Consider the following 16,978-nt stretch of genomic DNA (forward strand, 5'->3'; position numbering starts at 1 on the left):
AGATAAGGTTTACAGTTGGAAATAACCCCAGGTAATTATTGTCAAAATCTGTATCGATAGGTATACCAAAAGCTTCTTCTAATTGGGCATCTGTAAGTTCACTTTCGATCTTACCTTTTAACTGCGTATTTTCTAATCTCAACCCGAGTAAAAAGGATAATTGTCCAAATTTACTACCGTATTGAGTATAGAGAGCGTTTACATTCTCGGTGTAATCGAATTCGTTGGTTAATGTTTCATTCAGAATAAAATTACCGGAGTTCACATCTTCCTGAAACAATTCATAGTCTGTAACTTCATTTTCAAAATTACCACGGTAACCGGCTTCGAATTGAGAATCTTCCCCTAATGGAAGAACGTAATCTGTCTGGATCAAAATTTCTGTTTGATCTTCGATCTGGTTGACGTTCTCACCAATCAAAGCAAAATCTATATTTTCAGGATTGTTAAAAATATCTTCTGTAATTCTGGTAGCCTGAGTTTCACCATCAATCTCATACTGGAAATCTGCCGTAAGGGTATGGCCTTTATCGTCGAAGTTATTGATGTAGTTCAAAGCAAATTGCCAGCTGTTATCATCTTCTTCCTGTCTTTCTCGACGTTCAGTCTGCAGGGCAAGACCAGCATCACTCGTGAAGTAATCTGAATTATTAGTAGTTATATCCACATCATTACCACCTCTGTAGAAAATTGTTCCTGTTACAGATGATTGATCGTTCAGAAAATACTCCATTCCAAAGTTGGTGTTGAAATTCCTGCTCAGCCTATCGATATCCCTGTCTTCATAAATTCGGGAATAATCTGTAGAACTATTTTCAAAATATCTGGTATCAAAAAATCCGCCTCCTGGAGATTCATTATATCGAACTCCGGTCGTTGTAAATAAATTGAATTTTTCTGTACGGTAATTAAGGTTCGCATTTGCACCTGCATTTGTTGGTGTACCAACGTTCACCGTGAAAGAACCATTAAAACCTAGCGTTTCCTTCTGAGTAAGAATTATATTCAGAATACCTGCCGTACCTTCTGCATCATATCTCGCCGAAGGAGAAGTAATTACCTCCACACGTTGTATAGCATCAGCAGGTAAATTATTTAGAACATTGGTGTCACCAAATCCAGCCATAGCTGAAGGTTTACCATTAATAAGAATTTTCACGTTCTCATTACCACGAAGGCTGATTCCGCCATCGATATCCACGGTAACAGAAGGTACATTGTTCAAGGCATCACTAACAGTTCCACCAGCGGTGGTAAGATCTTTTCCAATGTTGTAGATCTTCTTGTCAAGTCTAACATCTACCTGGGTAGTTTCTGCCCGAACAACTACTTCATCGAGATTTTCAGATCCCAGTCCTAGTAGAATAGTTCCCAGGTCCAGATCTGAATTCACATTTCGGTTTTTAAATACTTTGGATTCGTAAGAGATAAATTCTACGGTGATCGTATAGGTACCTTCCTGCACCGTGATCTCAAATTCACCATCTATATTGGTAACAGTTCCATCTACTTTTGAAGGATCGTTGGTATTCTGAACTGCGACAGTAGCATATTCCAGAGGAACATTTAGCTCGTCGTCCAGAACCTTTCCGGAAATGGTGTATTTTTTAAGAGGTGAAGGGCCCTGAGCGTAAGATTTAAAACTCAGCAAGCCGATGAATAGGAATAGTAAACTTAGGGTATAGATCTTCCGATTGGTCATTATATATTTTTACCCTATGACCACAGGAAACTCACTTAGTTTAATGAACGAGGGTTAAAATATTGTTAAGCGCAAAATTTGGTTTAATAAACAATTGCAGCTATTTGTAAATCAGGATTTTCTGGTAAGCTGTTTATTTAGATGAATATATTTTTCGAATTGCTCCTCATCAAGAAATCTTTGAAGTGATTTGTATTCACTCTTCTGGATAGTTTTCAATTTATTCACTTGCTGACCAGTTCCTAAACTGGAATTAATGATCTCGTTTTTCTTAATCGTGTATTCTATGATCGCATCTTCCAGAAGTTGCGTCTGTCCTAAGGTCAGGTTTAACTGATTTTTCCAGGTTAGAGCAAGCTCAGCGGCGATCTCTCTAATTTCCCTGCGATTTTTTTCGTGAATATGGATCTGGGAGTATACGAAACCAGCTACTGCCGCAGCGGCCAGACCAATAATTGTAATCCTGTATTGTAGTTTCATATGAGTAGTAATTATAGCAATTTATCAATTTCAGTAGCAGGTCTTCCAACTACTGCATTTTTATCATTTTCAACAATTGGCCTTTCAATCAATTTAGGGTTTTCCACCATAATATGGATTAATTCATCCTCACTTAGATCTTTCCCTTTATAATTCTCTTTCCAGATCTTTTCTCCGGTTCGCATCAATTGAATAGGGGTATAACTCAATTTCGTGAGTAGCTGTTTAAGCTCTTTTGCTGAAAGTGGCTCTTTAAGGTACTCCCTGATTACAAATTCCTTACCAGAATTCTTCAGAAGTTCGAGTCCTTCTCTGGATTTCTTACATCTTGCGTTATGGTAAATAGTATATTTCATCAAGTCTTAATATAAACATTTCAGATTAAACAATAAAAGCTTTAATATGAACTAATCTTCATTTTTCTGACCCATCATCATCAGAAAAGCTTTCAGAAAAGGATCAATAGCGCCGTCCATTACAGCATCAACATTTCCGGTTTCTTCCGCAGTTCTAACATCTTTCACGAGCTTATAAGGATGCATCACGTAATTACGGATCTGTGAACCCCATTCTATCTTCATCTTAGAATCTTCGATTTCTCTTCGTTGCGCCTGTCTCTTCTGAAGTTCAATTTCAAATAACTGACTCTTCAATAATTGCATCGCCTTGTTCTTATTTTCAAGCTGAGACCTGGTTTCAGAATTTTCGATAACGATTCCAGTCGGCTCATGACGAAGACGTACAGCGGTCTCCACTTTATTTACGTTTTGTCCACCTGCTCCGGAAGATCTCATCGTTTCCCAGCTAAGATCTGAAGGATTGATGTCAATTTCTATAGTATCATCTACCAGTGGGTAGACATAAACAGAAGCGAATGAGGTGTGCCGTTTGGCATTACTATCAAAAGGAGAGATCCTCACAAGCCTGTGCACTCCATTTTCACCTTTTAGCCAACCAAAGGCGAATTCACCTTCGATTTCCAGTGTAACCGTTTTAATTCCAGCTACATCACCGCCCTGATAATTTAATTCTCTAATCTTATACTTACGCTTATCAGCCCACATCATGTACATGCGCATAAGCATTTCAGCCCAGTCGCAACTTTCAGTACCCCCAGCACCCGCAGTAATTTGCAAAACTGCACTCATGCTGTCTCCTTCTTCGGAAAGCATGTTTTTAAACTCAAGGTCTTCAATAAGATCAAGAGCTTCGTCATTTCTTTGCTGTACATCTTCCGCAGAAGCCTCATCCTCCTTATAGAACTCGTAGAGGACCTCAAGATCTTCTACTAAAGTTTCAGCTTTTTCATATTCATTTACCCAACTTTTTTCAGCATTGACCTCTCTCATTATCTGTTCAGCCTTTTTGGGTTCATTCCAGAAGTCTGGAGCAAAGGTCTTTTCCTCCATGTTGGTTATTTCAATCTTTTTGGCATCAATGTCAAAGATACCTCCTTAACGCAACCAGGCGCTCTTTGAGATCTCTTATGTTCTCGGTAGTAATCATATGTTCGATTTGATGTAAAAATAGAATTTAGGGGTGTTTCGGGAAAGTATTTAACGAATAATTTTTAGCTTTAGACGGCTTTAAAAAATCCATCTATGCGCTACTTCATATCTATCTTTCTGGCATTCAGTATATCCATGTCTATAAACGCACAATTCCTTGAGAAAAAAGAGGATCTTAAATCTTATGAAGGATTTTTTGATTTTCACTATAACGAAAATGAGGACGAGATCTACCTGGAAGTGGACAGCTTAAATACTGCTTTTTTGTATACCCAGTTCTTAACTACCGGAGTAGGATCAAATGATATTGGACTTGACAGGGGGCAACTTGGTAATACGAAGGTTCTGGAATTTAGAAAGGCAGGTAATAAATTGCTATTAGTGGAGCCCAATCAAAATTATCGAGCGATCACTTCCAATCAGGCAGAAAAGAATAGTGTAAAAGAAGCATTTGCAGAGTCGGTCATATTTGGTTTTGAAATCAAAGAGACTAAAGATTCAACTTATGTCATTGATTTTACACCGTTTCTATTGGAAGATGCCCATGGTGTTAGTGAGAAGCTTAAGAGAGGTAAATTTGGTTCTTACAGCCTCGACAAGTCCAAAAGTGCTCTTAGCCTGGATCGCACTAAAGCCTTTCCAGAGAATGTGGAGTTTGAAGCGCTTCTTACATTTTCGGGAAAACCTACAGGAAGAACAGTAAATTCGGTGGTGCCAGACGCCAATAATATTACCGTTAAACAGCATCATTCTTTCGTGAAGTTACCAGACGATAATTATAAGAAACGAGTATTCGATCCCAGAAGCGGTGCGATCTTTATTTCTTACCAGGATTATGCAAGTCCGGTTTATGAACCAATCACAAAACGTTATGCGATAAGGCATAGGCTGGAAAAAAAGACGCCAGATTCATTAGTAAGCGAAGCTGTTGAACCTATTGTTTATTATTTAGATCCTGGAACTCCTGAGCCCGTTCGCTCTGCTTTACTGGAAGGTGCATCCTGGTGGAACGAGGCTTATGAAGCCATTGGTTATAAAGATGCCTTTCAGGTTAAAATGCTGCCTGAAGATGCAGATCCACTCGATGTAAGATATAATGTGATCCAGTGGGTTCATAGATCTACCAGGGGTTGGAGCTATGGAGCAAGCGTTGTAGATCCAAGAACTGGCGAGATTATTAAGGGGCATGTTAGCTTGGGTAGTTTGAGGATTCGCCAGGATTTTATGATTGCACAGGCGCTTTTAGATAAGCCCTTTGCAGAATCTGATGATAATATTGAACCTATGATGGAACTTGCGCTAGCCAGGATTAGACAGTTATCTGCACATGAGGTGGGCCACACTATAGGTTTTGCTCATAACTTTGCAGCAAGTACTAGTGACCGAGCCTCTGTAATGGACTACCCTCATCCACAATTCAGTTTGAAGAATGGCGAAATTTCTGCGGAAGATGCCTACGCTGAAGGAATAGGGGAGTGGGACAAGGTTACCGTTCAATATAGTTATGGTGATATTCCGAAGGGAGAGAACGAAAGTGAATATTTAAATGAAACTCTTGAAGAAGCTAACAGAAACGGACTCATTTTTATATCTGATGCTGATGCCCGGGCTGCAGGTGGAGCAAATGCACTCGCTCACTTATGGGATAATGGTAAAAATGCGGTTGATGAACTTGAAGATGTTCTAAAGATTCGCAAACAGGCAATACAAAACTTTTCAGCTGATAATATTAGAAATGGAGAACCATTTTCTGTACTGGAAGATGTTTTTGTACCGTTGTATTTTTTCCATAGATACCAAACTGAAGCTGCAGTAAAACTTGTGGGCGGACTCGAATATGAATATGCGGTTAAAGGAGCGGATAACTTAAACGTGAAAATTCTGGATGGTAATATTCAGAAGAAAGCGATTAAAGAGATATTGAAAACTCTTAAAGCTGAAGAAATCGCAATTCCGAAGGAAAAGCTGGAGCTGTTTCCACCACGTGCATTTGGATTTAGTCGTGACCGGGAAAGTTTTAAAAGTAATACCGATGTTGCGTTTGATTTGTTAGGGGCGCCTGCGACTGCGGCAGGGATGACCATGCAATTCCTTTTTCATCCAGCGAGAGCTGAAAGATTAATTCAGCAAAAGGCAGTAGATAAAAACAATCCAGGTCTGGAGTTTTTGTTGCAGGAAACTGTTCGCAATACAATCAAGTCAGTTTATAAAGATGAATACCTTAATAAGGTTCAGCAAACAGTAAATTTCGTGGTTTTTAAACACCTTCTCAATCTTGCTGCCAGTGATAAATCCACGAGCCTGGTTAAATCGGTTGCAAACGCTGAAATTGATGGGCTACGACAATGGCTTCAGAAGAATGATACCTCAGTAAACAGAGAAATGCTGAGAACTATCAAAGAATTCAGGGAGCATCCAGAACAATTTCAGTTGAAAATGAATATTCCGAAGATACCCGATGGATCACCTATTGGTAATTAATCGGTAATTCTTAGTATCGTGCAATTTGAGGGGTTTAAATTTGAAGTATTAATACTGCGACCCATAGAGTGCCCGTGCATTGCGCTCATTCTATTTATGAATAATGTCCATAGCAAATAGATGTGCCATTTATTCAATTTGAAATACCGCTGAAAGAAATTTTAAGTTTTTACCTTAGCAAGCAGCAAAACTTATTTGATGAAAGAAATAGATTTACGAAGTGATACCGTAACCAGGCCAACAAAAGGAATGATGCAGGCGATGATGACTGCGGAAGTTGGGGATGATGTATATAAAGAAGATCCGACTATAAATGCTTTGGAGAAAAAGCTAGCAGATATGTTCGGAATGGATGAAGCTTTATTTTTTCCTACGGGAAGCATGGCGAATCAGGCTGCGATTAAACTACATACGCAACCCGGAGAGCAACTCATTTGTGATAAGTGGGCGCATGTATTCAATTATGAAGGTGGTGGTGTTTCCTTTAATAGTGGTGTTTCCTGTAAGCTTGTGGATGGAGATCGCGGGATGATCACTGCTTCCCAGGTAGAAGAAAATATCAATGCTCCAGATTTTTACCATAGTCCGTTGACTACTCTTGTCTGTCTGGAAAATACTACGAACAAAGGAGGTGGAGCATGCTATGAACTTGAAACCATCCAGGAGATTCGTGAAGTGTGCGATCGTCATGAACTTGGATTACATCTTGATGGAGCCAGACTTTTCAATGCTTTTGCTGAAAAAGATTATACTCCCAAAGACTTCGGAAAAGTTTTCGATACCATTTCGGTTTGTCTTTCTAAAGGTTTAGGGACTCCAATGGGTTCAGTGCTTATTGGTAAAAAATCTTTGATGAAAAATGCCATTAGAGTTCGAAAAGTTCTGGGTGGAGGAATGCGCCAGGTAGGTTTTATGGCTGCCGCAGGAATCTACGCTCTGGATAATCATCTTGAGCAGCTGAAGAAAGATAATGATCGCGCATTAGAACTTTCAGAATTATTGTCAAAACAGCCTTATGTAAAGAGTCTTGAACCAACCGAAACCAATATTATCATATTCTATCTGAAGGATGATGTTAAAGAACTGGAGTTCATGCAAAAGCTGGATGAGAAGAACATACGAATAAGTAATATGGGACAGGGAAAACTTAGAATTGTAACTCATCTGGATTATAGTGAGGAGATGCACCAATTCTTTAAGGAAACCTTGCAGAAAATACGTTTCTAGAGTTTCTTAACTAAATATTAGCAGGGCTTTATCACAGAAGAAATAGACTTTCCTGTAATTTTCGGAAAAACTTAAAGCAATGAAAAATTTAAGACCAAGACAGGCAGTTCCAGAACTTATAGTAAAAACTACTAATGGTATGGACTGGAACCTTAGAGATAACCAACCTGAGAATTTCACCATGCTTATTTTTTACCGAGGTATACACTGCCCGGTTTGTAAAAGCTACCTTGAGGAATTGAACACTATGGTAGACGATTTTAAAGATAAGGGCGTCAATATCATTTGTGTAAGCTCCAATACTAAAGAGTTAGCTGAGAAAACTGTGGAAGAATGGGATGTTGATAATCTCACTATAGGTCATAGTTTTGATGTAGAAGATGGAAGAAAGTGGGATTTGTATGTATCTGAAGGGATTAAGGATTCTGAACCTGCTGAGTTTGTAGAACCAGCTTTATTCCTAATAAGACCTGATAGTACCTTATATTCAGCGAGTATTCAGTCTATGCCATTCGCAAGACCACAATTTGTGGATCTTATAAAATCGATCTCTTTTGTAAATAAAGAAGATTACCCTGCCAGGGGAGAGGCATAGTAATTTTAGAATAAACATAAAAAAAGCGGGCTGTGCCCGCTTTTTTTATTTGAACATATCCATTCCTGGAATGTCTGGCATTCCATCTTTAGCTGCAGAACCAATTTCAGCTTCGTTGATATCTGTCGCCTTTTTGATCGCTTTGTTCATCGTAAGAACCAGGTAATCTTCCAGTTGTTCTTTATCATTTAGTAATTGCTCGTCAACACTAATATTTTTGACTTCTCGATTTGCTGTGATGGTCACTTTTAGCAGTCCATCTGCAGATTGTTCATCTATTAATACTGTATCAAGTCTCTTCTTGGTTTGCTCTACTTTTTCCTGGGCTTCTTTCAGCTTATTCATCATGCCCATCATATCTCCAAACATATATATATCATTTTAAAAATTGGTAAGCTCAAAATTACTAAATTAAGGTTTGAAATATGCCATTATGAAAAGACTATTCGTTATTGTGTTAGGATGCATTACATTTGCAAGCGCTCAAAAAAACAATGATTTGGAAAAGAATTTGCAGGCTCCGATCGCCAAAAAGATCGAGAAAAAATTAGAGAAGCATGGTGATGTGCGTATCGATAATTATTTCTGGATGAATCAGCGGGAAGATCAGGAAGTACTGGATTATTTGAATGCTGAAAATGCATACAACGATCAAATGACTGCTCATACTAAAGATCTTCAGGAGAAATTATTCCTGGAGATGAAGGGCCGCATTAAAGAAGATGACGAGTCTGTTCCTTATAAGTTAAATGGTTACTGGTATATAACCCGGTTCGAGAAAGGATATGATTACCCGGTTTATAGTCGTAAGAAGGAAACTCTTGAGGCAGACGAAGAAGTGATGTTCAATGTGAACGAGATGGCGAAAGACTTCGACTACTATAGCCTTGGAGGTCTTAATGTTTCACCAGATAACACAATGGTGGCTTTTGGAACCGATACGGTAAGCAGAAGACGGTATACCATCAGGATCAAAAACCTGGAAACAGGTCAGATCTACGATGAAAATATTGAAAATACTACGGGTGGTTCAACCTGGGCGAACGATAATAAAACGCTTTATTACACTAAAAAGGATCCTCAAACTTTAAGATCTTTCAGAATTTACAAGCATATTTTGGGAACAGATCCTGAAACCGATGAGCTAGTATATGAAGAGGAGGACGAAACCTTCAATTCCTATGTTTACAAATCCAAATCAAGGGAATATATTATCATAGGATCTCATAGTACTTTAACTACCGAATACCGGATTCTTGACGCTAATACGCCGGACAAAGAATTTAAAATTTTCCAGCCTCGTGAACGCGGACTTGAATATAGCATCGCCCATTACAAGGACAATTTTTATATAGTCACCAATAAGGATGATGCCACGAATTTTAAATTAATGAAGACTCCGCTTGCTAAAACTGAAAAGGAGCACTGGGAAGATGTGATTCCTCATCGAAAGGATTTCTTGTTAGAGGATATCGATATCTTCCAGAAATACCTTGTAGTTAGCGAGAGAACAAACGGACTTAACAAGATAAGGATCATCGAGTGGGAAGGGAATAAAGAATACTACATTCCGTTCGATAACGAAACCTATACTGCCTACACTTCCATAAATCCTGATTTTGACACAGAATTGTTGAGGTATACTTACAACAGCCTTACTACTCCAACTTCAGTTGTGGAGTATAACATGAAGACCGGAGACAAGACAGTTCTAAAAGAGCAGGAAGTACTTGGTGGAAATTTTGATAAAGATAATTATACTTCAGAACGTATCTGGGCTACAGCAAAAGATGGCACTAGCATTCCTGTTTCATTAATTTACAAAAAGGGACTTCAGAAGGATCAAAAAAATCCCCTTCTGCAATATGCTTATGGTTCTTATGGTTCTACAATTGATCCATACTTTTCAACTGTTCGATTGAGTTTACTGGATCGCGGATTCATTTACGCCATTGCACATATTCGAGGTGGTGAATATCTGGGCAGGGAATGGTATGAGAATGGGAAACTTTTTCAGAAGAAAAACACATTCACAGATTTTATAGATGTTTCTGAATTTCTGATACAGGAAAATTATACTTCTTCCAACCATTTATATGCCATGGGAGGTTCAGCAGGAGGATTACTGATGGGTGCAGTGGTGAATATGGCTCCAAATTTATATAACGGAGTAATTGCCGCCGTGCCATTTGTAGATGTCATTACTACAATGCTGGATGATAGTATTCCTCTTACAACAGGCGAATATGACGAATGGGGTAATCCCAATGAAAAGTCATACTATGATTATATGAAGTCATATTCTCCATATGATAATGTAGTAAAACAGGATTATCCCAATATGCTAATTACTACAGGTCTTCACGATAGCCAGGTGCAATACTGGGAACCTGCTAAATGGGTTGCGAAACTTAGAGAATATAAGACAGATCAAAACGTTCTGTTATTACATACCAATAAGGATGCTGGTCATGGTGGTGCTTCAGGACGGTTTGAAGCGCTTAAAGAAGTCGCGGAAGAATACGCGTTTTTGCTGGATCTTGAAGGTATTAAAGAGTAATTAAAAAATTTGACTTAAATTTGTCGATTAGTAAAATGTGTGAAAATGCATTTTATTTAAAGATCATTTTATGAGAGAAGATTTGCATGTTTACGATAACGTATTGCAATTAGTTGGAAACACCCCGTTGATCAACTTAAATAAAATCACAAAAGATTTCCCCGGAAAATACTCCGCAAAGATCGAAGCTTTTAATCCAGGTCATTCCTCGAAGGACAGGATCGCTTTGTATATCATTGAAGAAGCTGAAAGAAAAGGAATTCTGAAGCCCGGAGATACTATTATTGAAACAACTTCAGGTAATACAGGTTTTAGTATTGCGATGGTGAGTTGTATTAAAGGTTACGATTGTATTCTTGCGGTAAGTTCAAAGTCTTCGAAAGATAAGATCGATATGCTGAAGACAATGGGAGCAAAGGTTCATGTATGCCCGGCGAACGTTCCAGCAGATGATCCACGCTCTTACTATGAAGTTGCAAAAAGACTTCATTCTGAAATTAAAGGTTCGGTATATATTAATCAGTATTTTAATGAGCTAAATATTGATGCTCACTTTAATTCAACGGGACCAGAAATCTGGAAGCAAACTGAAGGAACTATAACGCATCTTGTTGCCTGTAGCGGTACTGGTGGAACAATTTCTGGAACTGCGAGATATTTGAAGTCTAAAAATCCTGAAGTAAAGATCCTAGGAATCGACGCATTTGGTTCAGTATTGAAAAAATATCATGAAACCAAAGAGTTTGATAAGGATGAGATCTATCCTTACAGGATTGAAGGTCTTGGTAAGAACCTGATCCCATCAGCTACAGATTTTGACATGATCGATAAGTTCATGAAAGTTAGTGACGAGGATGCTGCGCATACTGCCAGAGAACTTGCGCGTACCGAAGGTCTATTCGTAGGCTATACCAGTGGAGCAGCAATGCAGGGATTGAAACAATATCAAGAAGAAGGTGAATTTGATGAGAATTCTAAGGTGGTATTGATTTTTCCAGATCATGGTTCAAGGTATATGAGTAAGATCTATAGCGATGACTGGATGAATGAGCAGGGTTTTCTTGACACACAAAAAGATTCGAAATCTCAATCCATAGAAATCATCAAATAAAATATTAACAATTATTAACAAAAAGCATCCTGTTCTTTGCAGGATGCTTTTGTTTTTGTTAGATTTCGATGTTTATAATTTACCTTGTAAAATTGGGCCAATTTTCAGTATTTTTGCGGCTCGTCTAAAAAATGACCGATGAAGGATTTATTTGATAAAATTTACAAAGACAAAGGACCGTTAGGAAAGTGGGCGGAACAGGCAGAAGGATATTTTGTATTTCCTAAACTTGAAGGACCTATTTCCAATAGAATGAAGTTTCGAGGTAAGAATGTAATTACCTGGAGTATTAACGATTACCTTGGTCTTGCCAATCATCCTGAAGTCCGTAAAGTAGATGCTCAGGCAGCTGCAGATTATGGATCGGCTTACCCAATGGGAGCCAGAATGATGAGTGGTCATACAGATCTTCATGAAAAGTTGCAGGATGAACTTGCTTCTTTTGTAAATAAACAGGCAGCATACCTGTTGAATTTTGGATACCAGGGAATGGTATCTACTATAGATGCTTTAGTTTCCAAGCAGGATGTTATTGTCTATGATGTTGATGCTCACGCATGTATCATTGATGGTGTTCGTCTTCACCTTGGACAGAGATTTACTTACAAACACAACGATTTAGAAAGTATCGAGAAGAACCTGCAGCGTGCAACTAAGATCGCTGAACAAACAGGTGGCGGTATCTTGCTAATTTCTGAAGGAGTTTTCGGGATGCGAGGAGAGCAGGGAAGACTGAAGGAGATCGTTGAATTAAAGAAAAAATATAATTTCAGACTTTTCGTAGATGATGCCCATGGTTTTGGTACTCTTGGTAAGACAGGAGCCGGAGCAGGTGAGGAGCAAGGCGTACAGGATGATATTGATGTATACTTCGCAACTTTTGCCAAATCCCTGGCAAGCACTGGTGCATTTATCGCTGGAGATAAAGAGATCATGGATTATTTGAAATATAATCTGAGATCTCAAATGTTCGCTAAATCGCTACAAATGCAATTGGTAGTTGGAGCTTTAAAACGCCTGGATATGTTAAGAACAATGCCAGAACTTAAAGAAAAACTTTGGGAGAACGTAAATGCTTTGCAAAACGGATTAAAAGATAACGGGTTCGATATTGGAACTACGCAAAGTTGTGTGACTCCAGTTTATCTGAAAGGAAGTATTCCGGAAGCGATGGCTCTCGTAAAAGATCTTCGTGAAAATCATGGTGTTTTCTGTTCGATTGTAGTTTATCCGGTAATTCCTAAAGGTCTTATTCTGCTTAGAATGATTCCAACAGCTACGCATACGTTACAGGATGTTGAAGAAACCTTAACTGCTTTTTCAGCAATTAGAGAAAGACTTGAAAATGGTACGTACAAAAGACTTTCAGCTTCAGTAGAAGCAGCGATGTCTAATAAATAAGGAGTATCAACTATCATAATAAAAAAAGGCCGGAATTTCCGGCCTTTTTTTATTGATCGTTATCTTCAGAATCTTCCTCAGCTTCACGGCTTAGTTTCCTGCTCCTTGCACGTCTTTTATTTCCTTCATTGGACTCTTCCAGGAATTCATCTACTTTGTGCAAATCCAATCGATATGATACCCCGAGGGCAACCTGCCAGCGGGAAGGAGTGTCTTTGAAGTTTACCAGTCCGCTTACATCAAACTGAAGGTTTTCACCCACAAGATAAGCAGCACCTCCACGAAGTAGATCATCAGCGTACAGGTCACTTTTAATTCCCTGGTATTCTCCAAAAATCGCAAAGTTAGGTGTGATCGTATGGGTTACTGTTGCAATTCCTGTGTAGGTTCTATATTCCTCGGTTAGCTTATCTGCAATGATATTCATCACCAATACCCACCGTCCCCAATTATTTTGAGTGATAAGAGCTACCTTCGGACTAAATTTATTCTCTCCTTCGACCAGATAAGGATTATCACCAAAGGCGAAGTTTGCCCCGGCGTAGATCGAAACTGCAGGAATCAGGGTTTTCCACTTAAACTTTCTGTTCGCATACCAGCTTCGAATGTTTGGTTTCTCCTCTTCCATATTCTTATATGGATCATAGAATAGATATTTAAGACCAAGTGTATTTGACTTAAAATTTCTACCCGAAGTTTCTACTGTATTCCCAAGAAAATTCCGAACGATATCCTGATTCTCAAAAGCACCAGTAAGATTGATTTCAAGGCTTTCCATCAATAGACCGTATCGCAGTTGATAGTCTACTCCCCAAATGTCGATATCGGCGCCCAGACCTTCATGCATATCGTTTCCAAGGTAGAATCCGGATTCCAGCTGAATCACATTGGTTCCTACAGCGAAAGCGCCCTGTGATTGTCCCGGGCGGTTGGAGTTTATGGTTTCAGTATATTGGGCCTGAGTGGTGAAGACTGCTAATAGCAGAATCAGGCTGAAGATGCATGTAATGCGCATAACTTGCGGAGTTAATTCAATCAAAGATATAAGTTTTATTATAATTTTATTGCTGAAGCTACTTCCAATCTAAGCGCTAATTTTTATTTTTGTCAAAAGCATTAGAATGTTAGAAGCATCCTTATCTGGAGTATTAAAATTTGTACTTGTAGTATTACTTATATATTTCGGATTCAAAATAATAATTCGATTTTTCGGCCCTCTTATTCTCAAATATTTTATGCGGAAAATGGGTAAAAAGTTCGAACAGCAGTTTGGCCAACAATTTGGTCAGCAGTTTGGCGGCGCGGCATCCAAAAAGTCAAAGTCAAATCCTACAAATATTGGTAAGGAACCTAAAGCCAAACCCAATAAGGATAAAAAGGTAGGCGAATATATCGATTACGAAGAAATTGATTAATTTCGATACTTAGCAGGTTTTAGATCCTGCTTTTAAAATTTTCAGTTTCAAAAGACTCGTGAATGCCTGATATTAAGAAATTCATACCACACCTGCTGGTCCTGGCAGGATTTGTTGTTTTATCCCTATTCTACTTTCATCCTGTCCTACAGGGAAAGGAAATTTATCAAAGCGATATCATTCAGTATATCGGGATGGCCAAGGAGCAGAATGACTTTAGGGAACAAACGGGAGAAGAACCTTATTGGACAGACTCTGCTTTTGGAGGAATGCCTACCTTCCAATTAGGAGCAAACTATCCGCATAACTACATTAAAAAACTCGATTCTGCATTGAGATTTTTACCCCGGCCGGCAGATTACCTGTTTCTTTATTTTATAGGCTTTTATATTTTACTTCTCTGTCTAAAAATAGATTACCGGGTTGCCTTTGTAGGCTCTCTTGCATTTGGTTTTTCCACTTATCTCATAATAATTCTTGGAATTGGTCATAATGCCAAGGCTCATGCCGTTGCCTATATGCCCATTGTGCTTGCTGGTATCATTTCAATATTCAGAAATCGAAATGTTTGGGGCTTCCTGCTCTTAAGCGTTGGAATGGCTCTCGAGATCCAGGCAAACCATTTCCAGATGACCTATTACCTGTTGCTTCTGGTCATAGTTCTTGGCATCGTTTACTTTATAGATGCGTTTAAAAAGGCCTGGATAGGCAATTATTTTAAATCACTCGTAGTTATGGTTCTTGCGGTGGTTCTTGCCCTGGCTATGAATGCAACCAGCCTGCTTGCTACCAGTGAATATGCCAACTACAGCACCAGGGGAGAGTCAGATCTAAGCATAGGTCCAGACGGTGCTCCTAAGACAGAATCTGGTCTTAGCTACGATTATATCACGGAGTATAGTTATGGAATTCTGGAGAGCTTCAATTTAATGGTTCCTCGGTTACTTGGCGGAGGTAGTTCAGAAAATATTGGTAGCGATTCCAATTTATACGATGCTATATTAAAACTTGGAGCTGCACCGGCTCAGGCCAAAGATTTTGCAGAATCGGCTCCAACTTATTGGGGAGATCAACCATTTGTTGGCGCACCAGCATATATAGGAGCGAGTGTCATTTTTTTATTCATTTTTGCCCTATTTCTTATAAAAGGAAGATTAAAATGGTGGGTAGCTGGTGGCAGTATACTTGCTTTGATTTTGAGTTGGGGAAAAAACTGGTTTGCCGGTTCCAATCCTATCACCAATCTTTTTATAGACTTTGTACCATTATATGATAAGTTCCGTGCAGTGTCATCGATTCAGGTGTTGCTGGAATTATGTTTACCCCTATTAGCGATCGTAGGACTACATAAATTACTATCTAAAAAAATATCTTCGGAAGAAAAATTAAATGCCCTAAAATATTCAGGGTTTATTTCCGGAGGCCTGCTTATTTTGTTTTTACTGCTGAGTTCAGTATTCGATTTTGCCGGTGCTAACGACTCGTTGTACAGGGAGCAGTTCGGCATGGATTTTATCAATGCTTTGAAGGAAGATAGAAAAGATATCTTCTTCAGTGATGTGATGAGATCCTTACTTTTTACCGGTATGGGAGTTGGTTTGATCTGGGCATATCTTAAGAGTAAGTTACGGTCCAATCTACTTATTGCAGGTTTTGCAGTGCTTATACTTGTCGATTTAATTGGAGTGGACAGGCGTTATGTAAATAGTGATGACTTTGTGCAATCCAGAAAGATCGATCAGCCATACGAGCGATATGCTGCAGATGATCAGATCCTGCAAGATACTACGCATTATCGCGTGTTTGATGTTTCCGGAAGTCCGTTTAATACAGGAAGAACTTCTTATTATCATAATGCATTAGGTGGTTATCACGCTGCCAAACCGGGCAGGATACAGGATCTATTTGATTTCTATATTGCTAAGAATGATATGGAAATTCTAAGCATGCTAAATGTAAAATATTTTATTGTTCCTACGGAAAACGGAATACAGGCGCAGGAAAACCCGCAGGCCTTTGGAAATGCCTGGGCGGTTGAAACCATCAAATGGGTGGAAACTCAGAACGAGGAAATTCAGATTCTGAAGGATGTCAACCTGATGAACACCGCTGTTGTTAATTCTGAATTTAAAGACGAGGTGAGTAATGAATTTGTGTATAGTTCCAGCGCTAAAATAAATCTAGTATCACAAAAACCGAATGAACTCAAGTACAAATACGAAGCAGATACCGCTCAGTTTATCGTTTTTTCTGAAAACTATTATCAACCCGGCTGGCAGGCTTATATCGATGGACAGGAAGTTGATCATATTCAGGCGAATTATACACTAAGAGCTATGAATGTGCCTGCAGGGAATCATGATATTACTTTTAAGTTTGAACCTCAGGTTGTGGAAACCGGAAGCACGATCGTTCTTGTAAGCTCTATTCTATTTGGTTTGATATTATTGGGCGGACTAGGATACGAGATCAAAAATCGTGACCAAATTTAAATCTCT

The 16,978-nt window shown here is 38.8% G+C and carries 14 protein-coding genes; 8 read left to right on the plus strand and 6 right to left on the minus strand.

Annotated features, from left to right (window positions below; genetic code table 11):
• The 4 genes from ACNI3T_RS11485 to prfB all read right to left on the minus strand — a co-directional run.
• Positions 1-1,702 (minus strand): outer membrane beta-barrel protein (locus ACNI3T_RS11485; protein ID WP_418227931.1); only part of this gene is annotated, 1,702 nt, incomplete at its 3' end.
• Between the two features lie 111 nt (positions 1,703-1,813).
• Positions 1,814-2,182, minus strand: a complete 369-nt coding sequence (locus ACNI3T_RS11490; RefSeq protein WP_418227932.1) for a hypothetical protein — start codon at positions 2,180-2,182, stop codon at positions 1,814-1,816.
• 11 nt (positions 2,183-2,193) lie between these two features.
• A complete protein-coding gene (gene arsC, locus ACNI3T_RS11495) occupies positions 2,194-2,538 on the minus strand; it encodes an arsenate reductase (glutaredoxin) (protein ID WP_322302703.1) in 345 nt (114 codons plus the stop codon).
• Between the two features lie 51 nt (positions 2,539-2,589).
• Positions 2,590-3,688, minus strand: a protein-coding gene (gene prfB / locus ACNI3T_RS11500; protein WP_418227933.1) for a peptide chain release factor 2 whose coding sequence is annotated in 2 segments (ribosomal slippage) — positions 2,590-3,624 and positions 3,626-3,688 — 1,098 coding nt in all. Because the reading frame shifts where the segments join, the coding sequence is not laid out codon by codon here.
• 95 nt (positions 3,689-3,783) lie between these two features.
• Here prfB and ACNI3T_RS11505 point away from each other — a divergent pair.
• The 3 genes from ACNI3T_RS11505 (at position 3,784) to ACNI3T_RS11515 (ending at position 7,993) form a co-directional block, all read left to right on the plus strand.
• Complete coding sequence (locus ACNI3T_RS11505) at positions 3,784-6,171, plus strand: zinc-dependent metalloprotease (RefSeq protein ID WP_418227934.1); 2,388 nt, start codon at positions 3,784-3,786, stop codon at positions 6,169-6,171.
• Between the two features lie 198 nt (positions 6,172-6,369).
• Positions 6,370-7,398, plus strand: coding sequence for a threonine aldolase family protein (locus ACNI3T_RS11510; protein ID WP_418227935.1), 1,029 nt, complete (start codon positions 6,370-6,372; stop codon positions 7,396-7,398).
• Positions 7,399-7,477: 79 nt separating this feature from the next.
• Positions 7,478-7,993, plus strand: coding sequence for a redoxin domain-containing protein (locus tag ACNI3T_RS11515; RefSeq protein ID WP_141877618.1), 516 nt, complete (start codon positions 7,478-7,480; stop codon positions 7,991-7,993).
• Positions 7,994-8,038: 45 nt separating this feature from the next.
• On the opposite strand, the gene ACNI3T_RS11520 is transcribed toward ACNI3T_RS11515, so the two are convergent.
• Positions 8,039-8,362: a YbaB/EbfC family nucleoid-associated protein gene (locus ACNI3T_RS11520; RefSeq protein ID WP_418227936.1), complete on the minus strand. Its 324-nt coding sequence runs from the start codon at positions 8,360-8,362 to the stop codon at positions 8,039-8,041.
• Positions 8,363-8,426: 64 nt separating this feature from the next.
• On the opposite strand from ACNI3T_RS11520, the gene ACNI3T_RS11525 reads away from it, so the two are divergent.
• From ACNI3T_RS11525 to ACNI3T_RS11535, 3 genes are all read left to right on the plus strand, one after another.
• The gene (locus ACNI3T_RS11525) at positions 8,427-10,553 is read left to right on the plus strand and encodes a S9 family peptidase (protein ID WP_418227937.1); all 2,127 of its coding nucleotides are present in this window, start codon (positions 8,427-8,429) and stop codon (positions 10,551-10,553) included.
• A gap of 70 nt (positions 10,554-10,623) precedes the next feature.
• Positions 10,624-11,664: a PLP-dependent cysteine synthase family protein gene (locus ACNI3T_RS11530; protein ID WP_322302709.1), complete on the plus strand. Its 1,041-nt coding sequence runs from the start codon at positions 10,624-10,626 to the stop codon at positions 11,662-11,664.
• A gap of 138 nt (positions 11,665-11,802) precedes the next feature.
• Entirely contained in the window at positions 11,803-13,065 is a 1,263-nt protein-coding gene (locus ACNI3T_RS11535) for an aminotransferase class I/II-fold pyridoxal phosphate-dependent enzyme (protein WP_322302710.1), read from the plus strand.
• Positions 13,066-13,114: 49 nt separating this feature from the next.
• Here ACNI3T_RS11535 and ACNI3T_RS11540 read toward each other — a convergent pair whose 3' ends face one another.
• Positions 13,115-14,080: a transporter gene (locus ACNI3T_RS11540; RefSeq protein WP_418227938.1), complete on the minus strand. Its 966-nt coding sequence runs from the start codon at positions 14,078-14,080 to the stop codon at positions 13,115-13,117.
• A gap of 106 nt (positions 14,081-14,186) precedes the next feature.
• On the opposite strand from ACNI3T_RS11540, the gene ACNI3T_RS11545 reads away from it, so the two are divergent.
• Both ACNI3T_RS11545 and ACNI3T_RS11550 read left to right on the plus strand, forming a co-directional pair.
• Positions 14,187-14,480, plus strand: a complete 294-nt coding sequence (locus ACNI3T_RS11545; RefSeq protein WP_418227939.1) for a DUF4834 family protein — start codon at positions 14,187-14,189, stop codon at positions 14,478-14,480.
• Positions 14,481-14,542: 62 nt separating this feature from the next.
• Positions 14,543-16,972, plus strand: coding sequence for a YfhO family protein (locus ACNI3T_RS11550; RefSeq protein WP_418227940.1), 2,430 nt, complete (start codon positions 14,543-14,545; stop codon positions 16,970-16,972).
• Positions 16,973-16,978 lie beyond the last annotated feature (6 nt).

Origin of the sequence: Christiangramia qingdaonensis (assembly GCF_048381525.1) — a bacterium.
Taxonomy (GTDB): domain Bacteria; phylum Bacteroidota; class Bacteroidia; order Flavobacteriales; family Flavobacteriaceae; genus Christiangramia.